An 18,306-nucleotide genomic window follows, 5' to 3' on the forward strand; every position below is an offset into this window, starting at 1 on the left:
CGCACCTTCATCCACCTGTTGTGCCAATGCCTGATCTGATTGCCCAAGGCCCGACCAGCGACCAGCGATGGCGACACGAACTGCCCAGCCCAACGGCCGGTGGCGAAACGGTGATCGGCCGATCCGGTGCCGATTGGGATGTTCCGTGGGATTCACAGATTTCTCGCAGCCATGTCCGCATCCGATCGCTTTCCGACGATCGGATCGAAGTGCAAGTGATCACCGGTGCGCAGAATCCGGTTTTCCATCAGGGACGACAGACGGATCGATTCACGTTGGTGGCGGGCGACCATTTTGTGATCGGTCAGACGACGTTCACGTTAGCCAATCGGCCGGGGACGTCCGGGGCACCAGTGGCCGTTTCGCCAACCGACGCCGGTGACGTCACCGAACACTCGTTCGATCACATGCTGTTGCGGCGACGACACTTTCGTGACGCGGCATCCCGAATTGAGATGCTAAGCCGCTTGCCGGATCTGATCACCGGCAGCCATGGCGACGACGAATTGCTGGTCCGGGTGACGGGCGTCCTGTTGCAGTCCACACCGTCGGCATCGGCGGTCGCCATCGTCGCGGCTCACCAGCCGGTGGGGGACGAGAGTCCCGAAATCGATATTTTGCACTACGACACGCGAACATTCGCGCGTGGTGAAACGCCGGTCAGTACGCGTTTGGTCCATTCAGCGATCTCGCGGCGAGAAAGCGTGCTGCACCTCTGGTCGTCGCACCAAAGCGGGGCGGTCGCGTTCACGGCTAGCGACGAAGTTGACTGGGCGTTCTGTGTTCCGCTGCGCAGCGAGGCCTGTCCCGGATGGGCGTTGTATGTCAGCGGTCAGTTGATCGCTGACGGTCCGGCCAATTTGAACGAATCGATGCGTGCGGCCCCAGATGACCTGGAAGACGATGTCAAGTTTGCCGAGTTGGTGGGGACCACGATCGCAAACCTAAGACAAAGTCGTCGCCTGCAACGTCGCCAAGCCGAACTAAGACACTTCTTTGCACCGGTGGTGATGGAAGCCATGGCTGGTCGCGATCCCGACGAAGTGCTGAAGCCTCGCGAAGCGGACCTTTCGGTCATGTTCTGTGACCTGCGCGGGTTCTCGCGGCGGAGCGAACAGGATTCGCATGACCTGTTGGAACTGTTGGCCCGTGTAAGTGATGCGTTGGGCGTGATGACGCGGCACATCCTGGACACCGACGGCGTGATCGGCGATTTCCATGGTGACGCCGCGATGGGATTCTGGGGCTGGCCACTGAAACAAGAGGACAGCGCCATTCGAGCGGCGACCGCGGCGGCTCAGATCCGCAGCGATTATCGACGTGATTCCGATTCCGGCGGATTCCGTTGTGGGATTGGGATCGCTAGCGGTCGTGCGGTGGCCGGTCGAATCGGTACCGTCGATCAAGTGAAGGTGACGGCGTTCGGACCGGTGGTCAATTTGTCGGCGCGATTGGAGGGCATCACGAAAGCCTTTGGCGCCGAAATCGTGATCGATTCGGCAACCGCCCAGGCGATCCGCCAAGCATCCCCGGTCGATCTTCGGACACGTCGCTTGGCACGCGTTCGGCCGGCCGGGTTCCAGACTCCCGTGGATATCTACGAACTGCTGGATCCCTACGACGATTCGCAGCCCTCGTTGAGCGAAGAACATATCCAGATCTATGAAGACAGTTTGGACCGTCTGAACGAAGGACTGTGGGACGAGGCCTACGAAATGCTGCATTCGTTGCCAGCCTGGGATCGACCCAAGGACGCATTGTTGGCAACGATTCTGAGGCACAATCGTATTCCGCCCGATGGATGGGAGGGTATCATCGACATGCCCAAGCTGTAGTGCGGATCGAAGCCCTTTCGTTCCCGCTCGGTTTCCTTCCTTTTCGCTTTGTTTTGACTGCTCCACCGATTCGTGTCGCGACCCTCACGTACTCCGCCGCCTGTTTCTTCATTGCCGGAACCGCTGCGCCCAGTGGATAACGAATCGGATCAACAACCCGACACTTCGCGGATCAGTGAACCGCCCGATCCCCAGTCTTTTTCCGGCACGCCTCGGCGTTTGGTCCGGCTGAAGCTGACTCCGGTCATTTGGGTCATGATCGCTGGCGTGGCGATGTTGGGCGTTCGGGAAAGGCTGCGAGATCGACCCTCGGCAACCGTGCTGAACTACATCGGGGATGGTCGCTGGGTTCCGATTCGCCATCGCGAACCGATCCAGCAGTTCGAATTGTTGGGTGTGCAGGTGCGGCTGCCCGACGGATGGGAACTGTTGTCCAGAACGTCCAACGACCGTGAACTGCGGCCCACGTTTGTCCACCAATCCAGCGGTTCGATCGTTCAACTGTTTCCGGCTGTCGGCCCGGATCCAATGGCCAGGGACCAAGCCTCGGATTCTGAATCACCACAGGGGCCGGACTCTGCCAAAGATTCGTCGCCGCCGGACCAGCCGAAGTCGCCTGTCTTGGCATCCGATTCAGCGGTCACCGTTGCGTCGTCGCCGAAGGTGCGTTGGACCGCGTTTAGCCAGCGGATGCATGTCGAGATCGCTGATACCGTCGGTGGCACGCTGCCGTTGACTTGGAATCAAGTGGATCCGCGCCGAATCGGGCGCTGGACCGACGGGCGGGTTCAGGTCGGGATGATCGCAATCTCGCCCCCTACCAAGTCGTCGATCAAGTCCGAAATCGACCAATTCTGTGACAGCATCACCAGCTTGCCCTGACGGTCGCGCCCGACCGGTGACCGTGTGGGGCGCATCGCATTGTCCCATTCCCGTCAGCGTTGAATCCGGGGCCCGTGAACGTTAAATCCGGGTTCAGCAGTGCATCCGGGATAAAAGGGCATCCGGCATCAAGCGGCATAAGCCTCCAAATTCGCGGTGTTCGCATGCGATGGTGATTTTCCGCTCTCTGCCCACTCTGCGAACCGGCGGATAAGACTAGAATGTCCGCTAGGTTGCCCAACGTGTGCAATCCGATTCTCTTGACTGATCCACGCATTCCTGGTTTTCAATGCATCGCGTCGGCCCACTTCTTGCACCTACATTCTTTGCGTTGGCAGCTACTTTCGTCGGGGCACCGAGCGTCTTGCAGGCTCAGTGGTCCGCGTCGGAACGTGACCAACTTGCGCAGCAAATGGACGATGCCGCCGCCAATGTCGATCCGGACAAGTTTCCGGGATTGGACGAGGCCAGTCAAAACGTGTCGGCCAGCATGGCCAAGGCCGAGGAATTTTTGGTCCGTCAAACCGATGCGGAAAACGCGGCCGCGTGGCTGCAGTACCTCGATTTTGGCCCGCTGCGTGACATCCTTGGTACCGAGGATTCCGCCGTTGCCGCCGCTCGCGAGGCAATCGACATGCGTTACCGTCTGGTGGGGACGACGCCCGGTTTGGAACTGACCGTGCTAAGGAATCTTAGATCCGACCTTGAGCAATTGATCGAAGCGGTGCGGCTGCGTGATCCGGATCGCGCGAAGGACCTGGTCGCCAAGCAGATGACAGCGATCGCTGAAAAGATTCGCGAAATGGACGACAGCCCGTCGGCCGATGATGTATCGACTTTGGGGGCCGTGATCGGCCTGCTGAAGTCGTCGGGGCAAGCGGATGATGTGGTCCAGTCGGTTCGCAACCGATTCGGCCGACCCAACATGGCGGTGCTGGTGGGCGAATCGACCGTCCAGTCGTTGGTCAACCGAGCCGTCGATCAAACTCGACCAGTCCGCGATTGCATCCTTGGCACCCGCATCGTCGGGAACGCCTCGTTGAACGGTTTTGTAACCGCAGACCTGGTCCCAGCACTGGGGGAATTCCAGATTCAAGTTGCGTTGACCGGGTGCGTGTCCAGCATCAACACCGGCTACAACGGTCCGGTTGTGCTGCGAACCTCGGGTGTCGGAAGCGTTTATGTCAGTCGTGTGTTGCACATCCGCGAATCGGGTGTGGCTGCCGATCCGGCGATGGTGCAGGCATCACTTCGCACCAACATCGATGCAATCGAGCACCGGATGCGTCTGGTACGCCGAATCGCTCGCAAAAAGGCCGCCGAACAGAAGCCGGGGGCCGACCGCATTGCCGTCGAAAAACTTCGCACGCAAGTCGGTGCCCAGTTTGTGAAAGAAACTGACCAAGCGTCCGCGATAACCGCGCCCGACGTATTGGCAAAGGTCCGGCCAATCCTGAAACGGTTGTCCTTGGACGAACCGACCCGCACATTGGGATCCACCGATCAGGAACTGTTCATTGATTCCACGCTGCGAAGAAGCGATCAGTTGGCATCCGTGGTTTCGCGGCCGTTCATCAGCAACGCCTTTGACGCGGCGGTTCAAATTCACGAATCGGCGATCGACAATGCGGTGATGCCCATGTTGGCCGGTCGAACGCTTCGCGAGGGAGAGTTGGCCGGATTCGTCGAAAACACTGGTTTGAAAATCGACCCCAAGCCGGTTGCCGCGACCGAGGACGAAAGTGCCGAAGATGACGATGAAGAACCCTTCGAGATCACCTTTGCACGTCTTCGCCCGGTCATCTTCGAAGCCCGAGACCAGACCCTGCGAGTCGGAGTCCGGGGGACACGTTTCGCCCAAGGAAGTCGTGAACTGAAGCGAACGATGGAGATCACCGCCGTCTACGAACCGGCTCGTACCGAAGATGGCACGATGTTGCTGCTACGCAAAGACGATGTCGAGGTTACCTTCCCCGGTTCGGGAAACCGATTGTCGGTTAGTCAGGCCGGTTTGAAGCGGACGATCCAGAACAAGTTCGCAAAAGTGTTTCCCGAAGTCCTGCTGGACCGCACGCTGACCGTCCCTGCGACTGTCGAAATGGAAGCACTTCGTGGGCGTTCCTATCGGCCCGAAGTCATCGATGCCAAAGACGGTTGGTTGTCCATCGGCGTCGCCGCGATCAACTAATCGCACATCGTCGCTTTGCACCATTCGCCCCTACCACGTAGCCCAGGATTCCAGCCTGGTCGTCACGTCTCCCCGTCGGGACCGTCTGGCCGAGTTGGGCATGGCCCAGGACGAGATCAGGTGGCCGGTGCATCCGGTAGATGGTCCAGGGCCTGATCCCAGGTCGCGAAATCTTTCAAGCACATCGGAGCCTGCAAGTTCTTTTGCAAGCCGCAGCACCGCAGGATCATGGAAATTGACCACGTCGCATGCTCTTAGAAAGTCATTGGGATCAGCAAGCATCGCGGCCGGCTGATTGTGTGAGCCGCGACGCGTGAGCGGCCGGGAATTTCCCATTGCCTCATCACTGCGTTGAACGTTCGACAAATCAGCGGCCCGACAGCCACGGTTGCTAGGTTCAACCGAGGTGCTGCCCAATCCTTCCTGTCGTCCTGCTTCGCAGCAGCTTAGGAAAGATGGTGGATCACCGCCACGAAGCAATAGGTTGGTTCTACATTCAGTGGAATTGTACCCATGCCCGTCTCCAAAGTGCACCGGAAATCACGCTGCAACTAGCGTCATGGATCATTAGGCAACGGTTGTCGCGTTAAAGTTGGCCAAGCGGAAGCAAGAAGTTCGCGAGCATCAGCAAGCATGCCGCCACCATGAAAATCCAGGCGATCGTATAGATGCGAAGGCGGTAGAGAACAGGCATCAGGATGATGGTGGCACTCAAAACGCAGAGCCAGAAAATCGCGTAGGTTCTGGCGGTCGCAATGGCAGCCGACGGCCAATCGGATCGCAATGCATCAACGTTGCGGAAGACGCCAGCCAAGAAACAGCAAAGGAATGTGGTCGCCGCTATGAAAGCACGCAGACCAAACTGCGGCTTCGCGTTCATTTGGTTACGGTCGACTGTTCGCGTCACCATCCCATTGCCACAAAATAGACGTGTCCATCGTGGAATGCCGCCATCGCATAGTAGTCGCCGTCGTGTTCAAACCGGGCGCCGACAAGTGACCTAGGTGGCGTCCACCAAGTTGCGTCACATGCGGTCCACGAAATCGGAAGACTTTCGTCGTCAGCGCCGTAGGTGCGAGTGAGGTCAAGGCGTTTGGCGAACGCGTCAAAGTCCGATTCGTTGATGCGTGCCCGCAGACAGCGCTGAAAGTCGGAACCGAATCGGGAATCCTGGTAGTGCTCCTGGACGCCCGTCGCGGTCCATGGCAAGGCGCGTCGCGCCCGCGACAGCATGATGAAACGCCCGCTGCATACCAACAGCATGATGAAGAGGCAAACCAAACATCCGATTGTTATGCGTTTCAATTTTGTCCGCACAACCGAGAGGGTTTACGTCCCGTCTGAAACATCAGCAAACGGTTTGAACGGTTGGTCAGTTTACCGAGCCGACGAGGCCAGATCAAACAGCGAAGGTATTCCTGTCGACTTGTTCTGCAAAATCTAGGTGGTCCACAGGGAAGCAATCGATGGATACTGCATCGTCGATCCAACCAAGCTGTGTTCGATACCGCCCAAACGGCGAGCATCAAGAGCGGCCCAGGGAGAGCTGCCCAGACGGGTTTGGAGCCCAGCGACCATCAACGATCGACATCTTTCGAATCCAAAAGGCGGGTCCAGCACTGGGATGTGACCTTCTGGAACGGCACTCGACGTTTCGCTTTTTACAGTGCGACGGATTTCGCCGTCTGTTTCAAGTAGAATTCGACCTGGAAGAACGGACTCAGGCTGCGGTGGCGTGGATCACGCAGATCCTACCGCTCGGCACCGGTTGATTCAGGCCACGCCATCGACGCAGCCGTTTCGTGCCTTTCAGAAATCCACCTCGCTAGCTTGCCGAAGGGCCACGCCGGGGTGATTGGATGTGCCATCCCATTCGCGGAAGAACCTTGATGATCCTGCTGCTGTTGCTCGCTTGTTCGTTTGCTACCGAATCGACGCCTACCGTTTCCGAACTGAATGGTCTGTTGGAATCGGTGCGCCAAACGCATGCACCGGATACTCGCATCGAATTGTGGGATGTTCATGTCCATGAAGCACAAGGGACTTGGCAGGTGCGAGGAAACCTGTCCAGCCAGGAAGCGATGGATGCTGTTCAGCGGGCGCTTCAGAAGCGGTATCCAGATGTCGACAATCAGCTGGTCCTGCTTCCCGAAGACCAGACCGGATCGTTGGTCAATGCGTTGGTCAACAATTCGGTGATCCATTTGCGCCGAGAACCCAGCAGCACCAAAGAACTTGTGACTCAGGCTTTGCTGGGCACGCCTGTCCGGATTCTGAAAACAGAGAGCGGCAAGAGTCTGATCCAAGTTCCCGACGGATACCTCGGCTGGGTGAACGCTGCGGAGCTGCATCGTGTTGATCAGGCGGAACTGGACGCCTATAGGGATGCAGAGAAAGTCATTTATACGGTCCAGTCGGGACGGTCCTACAGTGACCCGGATGTGAACTCGATTCCGATGTCCGACCTGGTCATCGGGAACATGGTTTGCAAGGTTTCAGAGGAGTCTGGGTTCACCCAGATCCGTTACCCCGATGGGCGTCTGGGGTGGGTGGATAGCGGCGATCTTCTTCCGGCAGTTGCGGTCTTTCATCAACAGACGATGAAGGAACGTCTTGTTCAAACAGCCCTGAAGTTTCATGGAATTCCTTATCTGTGGGGCGGAACCTCGTCCAAAAACATCGATTGCAGCGGACTGATATGCAACGTCTATTTCATGAACGGGATCCAGTTGCCAAGGGACGCAAACATGCAGGCCCAAGTCGGCCGGGAACTGACGACCGACTTTGTCGCGGACGCGTTGCAGCCAGGTGATCTGCTATTCTTTGGCAGGAAGGCAGCGGGGAAAGTGAAACAGAAGGTAAGCCATGTGGCGATGTACATCGGTGATGGGCAATACATTCATTCAGCCGGTTATCGGGAACGCGTCAGCATCAATAGCATGGACAGCACCCAAGCCAATTTCATCGAGAGCTACCCCGCGATATTCGTGAAAGCTGTCCGGATCGTTGGCGAACCGCATGATGGTTTTCGGCCCATCCCAGAGAATGCCTTTTACAAAGAAATCATCGGGAGCACAGAATGAAGAATCAACGACGAGTCTTTCTGAAAGGCTTAGCAACGGCTTCCTTGGCGACCGCACTTCCGTGGACCAAGTGCGCTGCAAAAGAAAAGGACGCGTCCCCCGCGATGGTGCCGGCGGTGATCGGTAGCGGGAAAATGAAGCTCAGCTTCCGGCCCTATGAACTGCAGCTAGAACACACCTTTACCGTCGCTGGAAACTCCCGGGACACCACTCCCGTGGTGCTTGTGGAGATTCAGTACGAGGGACACACCGGCTATGGCGAAGCATCGATGCCTCCCTACTTGGGCGAGTCCCAGGAGTCGGTGATCCGATTTCTTCGCAAGGTGAAGTTGGACCAGTTCAAGGACCCCTTTCTGTTGGATGACATTCTGGCGTACGTCGATTCGCTGGACGAAGGCAACCGAGCGGCGAAGGCCTGTGTCGACATTGCCCTGCATGATCTGATTGGCAAGTTGGTCGACAAGCCGCTTCACAAATTGTGGGGAATCAATCCGGCGAACACACCAATGACCTCCTTTACCATCGGGATCGACACCCCGGAAATGGTCAAGAAAAAGACAGCAGAGGCTGCCCGATTCAAGGTGTTGAAGGTCAAGTTGGGCGGAGGGAATGACCGGGAAATGATCCAGTCCGTGCGTTCGGTGACGGACGTGCCCATCTATGTGGATGTGAACCAGGGCTGGAGCGATAAGCATCAGGCATTGGACATGGTGCACTGGTTGGCAGAACAGGGCACTGAGTTTGTGGAGCAGCCGCTCCCCAAAACTGCGGTCGCCGATTTGACTTGGTTGACAGCCAACAGCCCCCTACCCATCATCGCCGACGAAGCCTTTCAGCGGCTAGGCGACATCGCTGCTTTCCAGGGCGTCTACTCCGGCATCAATATCAAACTGATGAAGAGCACAGGGCTGCGCGAGGCTCAGAAGATGATCACCGTCGCCCGAGCACTGGACATGAAGGTGATGATTGGATGCATGACAGAGACCTCCTGCGCCGTATCGGCAGCCGCACAATTGTCGCCGCTGGTGGACTGGGCCGACCTGGATGGGAACCTGCTGATCACCAATGATCTCTACGAAGGAGTGGAGGTGATCGAGGGTAAGTTGACGCTGAACGATTTGCCCGGCATTGGAATCCGAAAACGCGACGTCTGATTCAAGCCGCTTCGATGCTAGTCGCCAACAAACAGCCAAGCATTGGGATCTTCACCAGATGATCCGTTTTGGCGATAGCCACAGTTCCCACATCGATATTCAAAAACTTAAACTCGAACTCGAACTTAAACTCGAACTTCCTCCCCGTTTCAAAAACCACGCACCCACCATCCCGCGTGTTTTGGGTGTGGAGGAAAAGTTCGAGTTCGAGTTTGAGTTCGAGTTTAAGTTCGGTGCAGGAACAAGCAGACAGCCCGGATTCTTCCACTTGATGAGCCGCTTGGCGATAGCCACAGTTCCTACATCGATATTCAAAAACTTAAACTTAAACTCGAACTCGAACTCGAACTTTCCCCTCCCGTCCCAACAGCCACGCACCCACCATCCCGCGTGTTTTGGGTGTGGAGGAAAAGTTCGAGTTCGAGTTTGAGTTCGAGTTTAAGTTGGGTGCAGGAACAAGCAGACAGCCCGGATTCTTCCACTTGATGAGCCGCTTGGCGATAGCCACAGTTCCTACATCGATATTCAAAAACTTAAACTCGAACTCGAACTTCCTCCCCGTTTCAACAACCACGCACCCACCATCCCGCGTGTTTTGGGTGTGGAGGAAAAGTTCGAGTTCGAGTTTAAGTTCGAGTTTAAGTTCGGTGCAGGAACAAGCAGACAGCCCGGATTCTTCCACTTGATGAGCCGCTTGGCGATAGCCACGGTTCCTACATCGATATTCAAAAACTTAAACTCGAACTCGAACTTAAACTCGAACTTTCCCCTCCCGTCGCAACAACCACGCACCCACCATCCCGCGTGTTTTTGGTGTGGAGGAAAAGTTCGAGTTCGAGTTTAAGTTCGAGTTTAAGTTCGGTGCAGGAACAAGCAGACAGCCCGGATTCTTTCACCAGATGAGCCGCTTGGCGATAGCCACGGTTCCTGCTTCGATATTCAAAAACTTAAACTCGAACTCGAACTCGAACTCGAACTCAAACTCGAACTTCCTCCCCGTCGCAACAACCACGCACCCAAAATCCCGCGTGTTTTGGGTGTGGAGAAAGAGTTCGAGTTCGAGTTTGAGTTCGAGTTTAAGTTCGGTGCAGGAACAAGCAGACAGCCCGGATTCTTCCACTTGGCGATAGCCACAGTTCCTACATCGATATTCAAAAACTTAAACTCGAACTCGAACTCGAGCTCGAACTTTCCCCTCCCGTCGCAACAACCACGCACCCACCATCCCGCGTGTTTTGGGTGTGGAGGAAAAGTTCGAGTTCGAGTTTGAGTTCGAGTTTAAGTTCGGTGCAGGAACAAGCAGACAGCCCGGATTCTTTCACCAGATGAGCCGCTTGGCGATAGCCACGGTTCCTGCTTCGATATTCAAAAACTTAAACTCGAACTCGAACTTAAACTCGAACTTCCTCCCCGTCGCAACAACCACGCGCCCACCATCCCGCGTGTTTTGGGTGTGGAGGAAAAGTTCGAGTTCGAGTTTAAGTTCGGTGCAGGAACAAGCAGACAGCCCGGATTCTTCCACTTGATGAGCCGCTTGGCGATAGCCACGGTTCCTACATCGATATTCAAAAACTTAAACTCGAACTCGAACTTAAACTCGAACTTCCTCTCCGTTTCAAAAACCACGCACCCACCATCCCGCGTGTTTTGGGTGTGGAGGAAAAGTTCGAGTTCGAGTTTAAGTTCGAGTTTAAGTTCGGTGCAGGAACAAGCAGACAGCCCTGATTCTTTCACCAGATGAGCCGCTTGGCGATAGCCACGGTTCCTACACTCAACCGGGGCTATCGCCCCGCCGGCTCATGGCGCTATCGCCAAATCATTCCTGCCTGATGGACGACAATCTTTCGGAATTCAAATCGCAATCCATCCCTTATCCAATGCACTTTGCGCTCCTGACGGATTTCTATTCGTCATCGAATTGAAACGAATACAGATCAGCGTCCTTGATGACGAATCGCAGCCGAATCGGTTTTCCGCACAGCGGTGTGACGTCGCTACCGTGCTTCCAGGTGACCACGCGGTCGATTTCGTTTCCGATCTGTTCCACCGTTTCGGATAGAGCGAAGCCGGGAATCGGTTCTCCGGAAGCGTCTTGAATCTCCACACGGACACTGCCGGCAGCCGACGTTCCAAAGTTAATCGATAGTTCATGACCGGAAAACGTCAGCGGTTTCGTCAATAGTTCGCCGCCGCTATACGGGGCCTGAGCCGACGCGAACCCGTCCAGTCGCATTGAGTATCGGTGCAGGTGTGAGGTGGGTTGTGCATAGTCCTGGTTCAGATAGACCGACATCTCCGTCGAACCTGTCTGCACGATGTTGAGCGCCGGATAATTGGTTCTCGAAACCCAGTTTTGTGCACCGATTCCTGGGCGAACGAATCCACCTAGGAATGTTCGATCATAGAACGGCCCGCCGCGCGAGGTCATCAAGACGGCATCGGAAGTGTCTTTGAAGTACTGCGGTGAAACGTTGATCGCGTCGGCCTGTGCGTCGGACAGCACTTGCCGCCCCGGCATGAAGCGAGCGGCAACCGAGACGTACAAATGCGGAGCACGGAAATAGGGATGCGTTTGATTGGTATAGAGATGTTCGATGGGAGCCTCGCCGCCATCGTGCCGGTATTCCATCAACGTGGGTTCGGACCAGTTCAAGAAGTCATCGCTGGTCGATCGGCAGATGCGGCGAATCCCGCCTTCGAAGACGCGGAAGTAACACAGGTACTTGTGTTCAGACGCGGACCAAAACGCAACGTTCTGAGAATCGAACATGTAGTTGTACGGAACACTCTCTGTGGCGATCACCGGTTCCTCCTGCAACTTTTTCCAGTGAATGCCATCGGGTGAAACCATCGCGATCAGACCGCTGGTCATCGTCCCGCCGATCGCTTTGAACCGTTCCTGGGCAGGTACTTCGGGACGTGAATCGAGCATGGGGCTGAAGTTGTGGGTCACCGGCGCAGCGTCGGCCAAGACGATGTTGTTTTTTGTACTGCCCTGGAACTCATAGAGATTCAATTCGGGTTTCGTCCACTGGATGCCGTCTTTGGATTCGGCATAGCAGTACGTTTCGCCGGGATTGCCATCGACGCCAACTTTCGGGCTGCCGCGGTAATACAGTCGATACAGATCACCGTCCTTGATCACGGTGGCGTATCCGCAGAACAACCCTTCCCACGGCTGATCGAACTGCAAGGCCACGCCTTCATCACGCGGGCGATTGAGCACCAGGCGAATGTTTTGGAGGTTGTCGATCAGCAGACGATCGACGATCAGTTCACGACGACTGCTAATATCGATCACGTCATCGCTGGCACGCAACGGTGAAATGGAGCTGAACGTCAAGGAAGGCAGTAACAGGCAGACCGCAACAGCGAAGACACGCATTTTGTAAGGAACCTCGTTTGGGATTTTTACCCACAGCATAGCTCTTCCTCCCGACGCGTATCGTGCTGTGACGCAACGATCCTCGTCGTCTTTGGGGGCCTTGGCTTCACCGCGACATCCTGGCTTCAAAAAATGCGAGTCAGCGGTCTGATACTGACCTAGGTTTTAGATAAGCGGACGGTCCGGCGGTCCGATTTGCCTTTCCCCCATTTGTTTGTGTCGGTCATCCGGATTGCAACGGCGTTTGATGAAAATGTCTCCTACACTTCCTCGCTACCTGATGCGTTGGAATCACCGCGAAGAACTGCCTCGGGCGGGCGACGTCGTCACGACGGATCACCGTTTGGGCGAACTATCGGTATTCACAGATCTGGGGTTGGCGTCGATCATTGATCGCTATCCCAGATCGGCGATCGAGATCACCATGACGGGAACCGATCCGTCGCACCCTAGCGAACTGCAATACTGCGATCCAGGGACACGAAGCGGACTGGATTTGATTCAGATACTGCGCGGCGGGCAACTGGTGTTGACCCTGAAAGACGCGCACCGACACGTCCCGTTTTTGGGGTCGATGACGGACCGTTTGATCGATGAATACAGCGAGTGTCGACATCTGGGTGCGACCAAGTCACATCAATGTGATGTGCAAATTCGGTCCCCTGATACACAAGCGTACCTGTCGATCGGTTCGCGTCCGAGCATCCGTTGGCAGGTCCGCGGTAGCCAGCAAATACGAAAATATCCGTTCCTTGGGACGGCCATCGATCCCAACGCGATCGGACGAAAACTGTACCGATCCGGTGACCGATCGGTGTCGTGCTACTTTGAACCGGCCATGGATGACTGCTGTGACCTGATTGATTTGGACGCGGGACAGATGTTTGCGGTGTCACCGCATCAGCCCAGTCGATCGATTGTCGGCGATTCGCTGAGCGTTTCGATCACGACTCGCTACGTCGACGAAACTTGGCTGCGGAATCGATCGATGGTTGCCGGACACGACATCCTGCGGCAGTTCATGGACACAAAATTGTCGATCGCTGAAGACGGCACGATCGATCAACACGGGGTTGGCGCTTGGTGCAAACGAGGGATGGGGCGATTGGCAAGTGCTTGTCGTTGTCTGACCGACGAACGCCATGACCAAGCCCAAGCCGTTGATCCGACGTTCCGTTTGGATCCCGTTTCGTCTCGCTGCATCACACCAACGGATGCAACGCGGCCGATCCATTCCCAGGACGGCAGCACGCCCGTTCCCTACGTTCCCTTTATGCCTTGTCCGACCACGCTTTATGCGACGGAGACCTAAAATGTTGAAACCGTATTTCTGTACCTTGGCGACGTTTGTCATTGTTCTTGCAATGGCATCGGATGTAGTCGCAAAGACGTTTTCGGCTTCGGCGGACTCGTCGCCTGCGATTGCCGCACCGCCTGATCCCGCATCCGTGTTGGGGAATGAATCTTGCGTGAAGTGTCACGCATCCGAAATTCAAGTCTGGAAAAACACTCCGCACGCAAAAACCTTCGACGAACTGCATCGCCGTCCCGAAGCCAAGCAGATCGCATCCAAGCTGGGACTCCAATCGATCAAGAACGAAGGGCGATGTGTGGCGTGCCACTACACGCAACAGGCCCAGCCCGGTGGCAGTCCGCATGTGATGGCAGGCGTGTCATGCGAATCGTGTCACGGCGCGGCGAAGCATTGGGTTGATGTGCATCAAGACTATGGTGGCGAAGGAATCACGCGGCTTAGCGAAACGCCGGAACATCGGATGGCGCGAATCGCCAAATCTGTCTCTGCCGGAATGCGCAATCCCGCCAACGTGTACGCCGTTGCCCAAAGCTGCCTGCGTTGTCACACCACCGCCGATGAACAGTTGGTGAACGTTGGTGGTCACTCGCCGGGTAGTCTGGATTTTGAATTTGTATCTTGGAGCCAGGGAACCATTCGGCACAACTTTGTCCGCTCCGATGGCAAGTCGAATGACGTCAGCGATCCCAAACGGATTCGCGTGATGTTTGTGGCCGGGATGATCGCGGAACTAGAATCCAGCCTTCGGGCGACGGCCGTCGCGACCGAAAAAGCGACTTACGGGGTCACCGTTGCCAAGCGAGGTGCTCGTGCAGGCGCCCGATTGAAAAGCGTGGCCGCGAAGATCAATTCGCCGACATTGGACCAGGTCGTCGCGGTATTCGCGGGAGTCACTTTGAAGCTGAACAATAAGGCCGAATTGATCCAGGCAGCCGATCGCGTCGCCGAACTGGGGTACCGATTCGCCGAGATCACCGACGGGGCGACCCTGGAATCTCTGGACACCTTCATTCCGTCGGCGAAGCGATACAAGTAGGTCGCTGGGTTGGGGCCCCGCATGCTGACACCGGCGGATTCCCCCGGTGGGTGCCGTGGGGTTGCGATCTGGGGGGCTTTTTGCGGGGTTCTAGGAAGATTTGTATTCCAGGCTGCGGCAATTCATACTGAATGTCTGATTTGTCGCGTCTTGTCTCTCGCCTTCCGGTGCGTCCTTGCTTTCCATGCCCAACTGCGCCCGCCGTCCAGGCCTCTGTGCGCCTTTGATTTTCGCGTTCTTGGTCGGGATTCCGGCCGTGACGTCGATGAATGTGGCGGCCGATGATGTCGTCGTCACCACTGCCGACGGCAAGACCGTCCGCATGCAGCGTCCAAGCGGCGCACCCGGGAAACCGCCGGCCAAACCACCGGGGGGCGATGCCGCCACGCCCGAAGGCAAAGATGGCAAGCCGGCCGATGCCGAGGGCAAAAAGAAAGACGGTGACGCGGGATCGGCGCCAAAGGTCATTCGCCGCGATTCAACCTTGGACGACAAATCCGATCCCGACGAATTCAACACGATGGTCGGCGAAGACGGCAAAGTCGCCTTTGAATTTCGCAATCAGCCATGGGTCGGGTTGGTCCAGTGGTTGGCCGATATTTCCGAAGTGCCATTAGATTGGTTGGAACTGCCGGGCGACCGAGTCAACATGCGATCGCCGGGACGTTACACCGTCGCCGAGACGCGTGATCTGTTCAATCGCTATTTGTTGGCACGCGGCTACACGCTGCTGGAGATCGACGGTGGGCTAACCGTCGCCAAAACCGAGAGCATCAACCCGGCCATCGTGCCGCGGGTTTCGCCTAAGAACCTGCCTGATCTTCCGATGCATTCGTTTGTGCGTACGTCGCTGGATGTCGGGTGGTTGTCGGCCGAAAAACTATCCGAAGAATTGAAGCCGATGATCAGCAGCAACGGTCGATTGACCGCGCTGACGACCACCAATCGGATCGAAGCGATGGATGCCGCGGTCAATCTGCAGCAGGTCTACGAACTGCTGACGCGGGAGTTGGACAATGTGTCGCGTGAGTCGCTGGCGCCCGAGTTCAAACTGCGGTACTTGCCGGCCGAAGAAGCCAAATTGATGCTGGAACAGTTCTTGGGCGTCGAGAAAAAGAAAGCGGTGCCGTTAACGCCCCAGCAGATCCAGATGATGGCTCAGCAGCGGGGCAACAACCAAGGTGCACCGCCGGCGGAGAAGAAGGACGACGTTTCGATCGTTGCCAACGTGCGACAGAACTCCGTCATCATCCGCGCGCCCGCCGATCGAATCGCAATTGCCACCGAGTTCATCCGACGCGTCGATGTCCCCCGCGATGACATGATGTCCCTTGCAGACGTCAAGTCACGAGTTCAAGTGTTCCGGACGGAGTCGCTGGATCCTGAGAAACTGGTCGAGATCGTCAGCGAGATGAACGTTCTAGAACCGACGACGCGGATCCGTGTCGACAAAGACAACGATGCGCTGATCGTGTCCGGTTCGGCGGCCGACCGATTCATCATCACGTCATTGTTGGAACGGCTAGACGGTACTGGCCGCAAGTTCGAAGTGATGCCGCTGCGCCGTTTGGACCCGGCCGAAGTGGCAGAATCGATCGCGTTCTTGATGGGCCAAAAAGATGACGAAGACGATCAACAAAGCAATCGTCGGTCTTCGTATTACTACGGCTACTTTGGCGGCGGCAATGACGACGCCAAGAAAGAGAAAGACGAATTTCGTGTTTCCGCCAACGCTAGGAATCGCCAGATCCTGTTGTGGGCGAATGAGCGTGAAATGGCCGAGGTCCGATCGCTGTTGGTGAAGCTGGGGGAACTTCCACCAGCGGGCGGGAATCCTCAGACGGTTCGCCTGATGGATGCGTCGGCGACGCCGGAAACGTTCGAGTACCTGCAGCGACTTCGTCAGCAGTGGAGTCGTTTGTCGCCGAATCCTTTGGAAATCCCTGGCGAAGACCAGTTTGCCGATCCGAACGAAAGGCCCGAGGACGACGCGGATGCAGATGCAGGTGATGACACCGATGATGACGAACCGGGGCAAGATGATGACGACCCATCGTCGACTGAACCATCGTCATCGGAACCATCGTCACCAGAACCATCGACCCGGCCTGTTGCCGAAGACGGTTCGGTGGCCAGCGCCCAGCCAACGTCGCCGAATCAGATGACGATGGTTCAGGTGTTGGATGATGCCGATCCTTCGGACCAAAATGTTCCGCCGATTCGGTCGTCAAAAGATTTCGATCGCCGATTTCCTCAGCCGGGGGTTGCTAGCACCGGCACCGAATCCAAGACTGCGAAGCCAACGCCCGGGACACCAGCGCCGATTCGAATCGAACTGGATGCGCAGGGCAATCTGGTCTTGGTCAGCCCCGATACCGAGGCACTCGATCGGCTGGAAAACTTGATGCTTCAGATCGCACCTCCCAAGCGGCCCTACCGTGTTTTCCATATTCATCATGCATCGGCATCTTGGATGCGTTTGAATTTAGAGGAATACTTCGAGGACTTGGAGGAAGACGACGATTCCGAATCGGACCGGTTCTATCGATACTTTTGGGGCAGCGGTGATGAGGACAAAGACGACGGTCCGTCCGGTCTAGGGAAGGGCAACAAGCTGCGATTCGTCGACGATATCGATACCAATACGTTGGTTGTCACCGGAGCCAGTGGCGAGCAGTTGCGGACGATCACTGAACTGATTGAACTTTGGGATGTGATGGAACCTGTCAACAAACGCAAAGCTCGGTTCACTCGATTGGTCGCTGTGAAGTATGGAAAGGCCGACAAGTTTGCGGAAACCGTCAAAGAGGCGTATCGTGATTTGCTAAGCAGCAATGACAAGACGTTTGTCGGTGGCAAAGGTGGCGGCCAAGGAGGCGGTGCAGCGGATAAGGCGGGTGTATCGAAGAGTCGAGGCGGGTCCGGCAGCGAGCTGCAGAACGCCGAAAGTGGTCGTGATGGCGGTGGCGCCGATTTTTCCTTCAAGGGAAAACTGTCGCTTGGCGTCGACACGGTTGGCAACACGATTTTGGTCAGCGCCGAAGGTGAACCGTTGTTGGAATTGGTCGCCGAGATGATCGACCAGCTTGACCAGGCTGCGATGCCCCAAGGTGAAGTCAAGGTGGTCGAGCTTTCGGGCGGGATCAACGGTGACCGGCTGAAGGCTGCGTTGCAGGCCCTGGGCACGACCTCTGGCGCGGATTCGGATATCAGTTCGCCAGCAACGGGCAGCCCGAACCAGGGTGGACGGAGCCCAGGCGGACGTGGACGCCCAAGCGGCGGCGGTGATGATTCATCGCAATGACCAGGATGCGAGAATAGTTTTGGTGTGAACTGTCATTCGGCGCCGCATCGGTCCTGACGGTCTGCCGCACAAGTGTGCTAAACTGCGTGCCGTATCCGACCGCTGTCTTGCTTCCCTTACTTTC

12 protein-coding genes are annotated in these 18,306 nt (G+C 56.6%); 8 read left to right on the plus strand and 4 right to left on the minus strand.

Annotated features, from left to right (window positions below; translation table 11 throughout):
- The first annotated feature begins 26 nt into the window (after positions 1–26).
- The 3 genes from K227x_RS01170 (at position 27) to K227x_RS01180 (ending at position 4,905) form a co-directional block, all read left to right on the plus strand.
- Positions 27–1,835 (plus strand): adenylate/guanylate cyclase domain-containing protein, encoded by a 1,809-nt coding sequence (locus K227x_RS01170; protein WP_145167696.1) that lies wholly within the window; start codon positions 27–29, stop codon positions 1,833–1,835.
- 132 nt (positions 1,836–1,967) lie between these two features.
- Positions 1,968–2,717, plus strand: coding sequence for a hypothetical protein (locus K227x_RS01175; protein ID WP_145167697.1), 750 nt, complete (start codon positions 1,968–1,970; stop codon positions 2,715–2,717).
- Positions 2,718–3,048: 331 nt separating this feature from the next.
- Positions 3,049–4,905: a hypothetical protein gene (locus K227x_RS01180; RefSeq protein WP_145167698.1), complete on the plus strand. Its 1,857-nt coding sequence runs from the start codon at positions 3,049–3,051 to the stop codon at positions 4,903–4,905.
- A gap of 586 nt (positions 4,906–5,491) precedes the next feature.
- On the opposite strand, the gene K227x_RS01185 is transcribed toward K227x_RS01180, so the two are convergent.
- Positions 5,492–5,785 (minus strand): hypothetical protein, encoded by a 294-nt coding sequence (locus K227x_RS01185; protein ID WP_145167699.1) that lies wholly within the window; start codon positions 5,783–5,785, stop codon positions 5,492–5,494.
- 23 nt (positions 5,786–5,808) lie between these two features.
- Positions 5,809–6,210, minus strand: coding sequence for a hypothetical protein (locus K227x_RS01190; RefSeq protein ID WP_145167700.1), 402 nt, complete (start codon positions 6,208–6,210; stop codon positions 5,809–5,811).
- A gap of 584 nt (positions 6,211–6,794) precedes the next feature.
- Between K227x_RS01190 and K227x_RS01195 the strand changes: the two genes are divergently transcribed.
- Together K227x_RS01195 and K227x_RS01200 are read left to right on the plus strand one after the other, a co-directional pair.
- Positions 6,795–7,988 (plus strand): C40 family peptidase, encoded by a 1,194-nt coding sequence (locus K227x_RS01195; protein WP_246146422.1) that lies wholly within the window; start codon positions 6,795–6,797, stop codon positions 7,986–7,988.
- A complete protein-coding gene (locus K227x_RS01200; RefSeq protein WP_145167702.1) occupies positions 7,985–9,142 on the plus strand; it encodes a dipeptide epimerase in 1,158 nt (385 codons plus the stop codon). Before K227x_RS01195 ends, K227x_RS01200 begins: the two co-directional genes overlap by 4 nt.
- Positions 9,143–10,034: 892 nt before the next feature.
- Here the strand turns inward: K227x_RS01200 and K227x_RS30135 are convergent.
- Complete coding sequence (locus K227x_RS30135; protein ID WP_218933675.1) at positions 10,035–10,262, minus strand: hypothetical protein; 228 nt, start codon at positions 10,260–10,262, stop codon at positions 10,035–10,037.
- Positions 10,263–11,045: 783 nt separating this feature from the next.
- Positions 11,046–12,566, minus strand: a complete 1,521-nt coding sequence (locus K227x_RS01205; protein ID WP_246146423.1) for a glycoside hydrolase family protein — start codon at positions 12,564–12,566, stop codon at positions 11,046–11,048.
- Between the two features lie 208 nt (positions 12,567–12,774).
- On the opposite strand from K227x_RS01205, the gene K227x_RS01210 reads away from it, so the two are divergent.
- The 3 genes from K227x_RS01210 to K227x_RS01220 all read left to right on the plus strand — a co-directional run bounded on the left by K227x_RS01210 (position 12,775) and on the right by K227x_RS01220 (position 18,182).
- Positions 12,775–13,839 carry a hypothetical protein gene (locus K227x_RS01210; protein WP_218933676.1) on the plus strand — a complete coding sequence of 355 codons (1,065 nt, stop codon included), beginning with the start codon at positions 12,775–12,777 and terminating at the stop codon, positions 13,837–13,839.
- Position 13,840: 1 nt separating this feature from the next.
- Entirely contained in the window at positions 13,841–14,878 is a 1,038-nt protein-coding gene (locus K227x_RS01215; protein WP_246146424.1) for a cytochrome c family protein, read from the plus strand.
- Between the two features lie 265 nt (positions 14,879–15,143).
- Positions 15,144–18,182 carry a secretin N-terminal domain-containing protein gene (locus K227x_RS01220; RefSeq protein WP_145177056.1) on the plus strand — a complete coding sequence of 1,013 codons (3,039 nt, stop codon included), beginning with the start codon at positions 15,144–15,146 and terminating at the stop codon, positions 18,180–18,182.
- The last annotated feature ends 124 nt before the right edge of the window (positions 18,183–18,306 follow it).

It is taken from the genome of Rubripirellula lacrimiformis (assembly GCF_007741535.1).
In the GTDB taxonomy this organism is placed as follows: Bacteria; Planctomycetota; Planctomycetia; order Pirellulales; family Pirellulaceae; genus Rubripirellula; species Rubripirellula lacrimiformis.

Excerpts from the sequence above, each read along its gene's own strand:
- K227x_RS01170 (WP_145167696.1), top strand. The coding sequence starts at position 27 with ATGCCTGATCTGATTGCCCAAGGCCCGACCAGCGACCAGCGATGGCGA.
- K227x_RS01185 (WP_145167699.1), bottom strand. The coding sequence starts at position 5,785 with ATGAACGCGAAGCCGCAGTTTGGTCTGCGTGCTTTCATAGCGGCGACC.
- K227x_RS01195 (WP_246146422.1), top strand. The coding sequence starts at position 6,795 with ATGATCCTGCTGCTGTTGCTCGCTTGTTCGTTTGCTACCGAATCGACG.
- K227x_RS01200 (WP_145167702.1), top strand. The coding sequence starts at position 7,985 with ATGAAGAATCAACGACGAGTCTTTCTGAAAGGCTTAGCAACGGCTTCC.
- K227x_RS01205 (WP_246146423.1), bottom strand. The coding sequence starts at position 12,566 with ATGCTGTGGGTAAAAATCCCAAACGAGGTTCCTTACAAAATGCGTGTC.
- K227x_RS01210 (WP_218933676.1), top strand. The coding sequence starts at position 12,775 with ATGAAAATGTCTCCTACACTTCCTCGCTACCTGATGCGTTGGAATCAC.
- K227x_RS01215 (WP_246146424.1), top strand. The coding sequence starts at position 13,841 with ATGTTGAAACCGTATTTCTGTACCTTGGCGACGTTTGTCATTGTTCTT.
- K227x_RS01220 (WP_145177056.1), top strand. The coding sequence starts at position 15,144 with ATGAATGTGGCGGCCGATGATGTCGTCGTCACCACTGCCGACGGCAAG.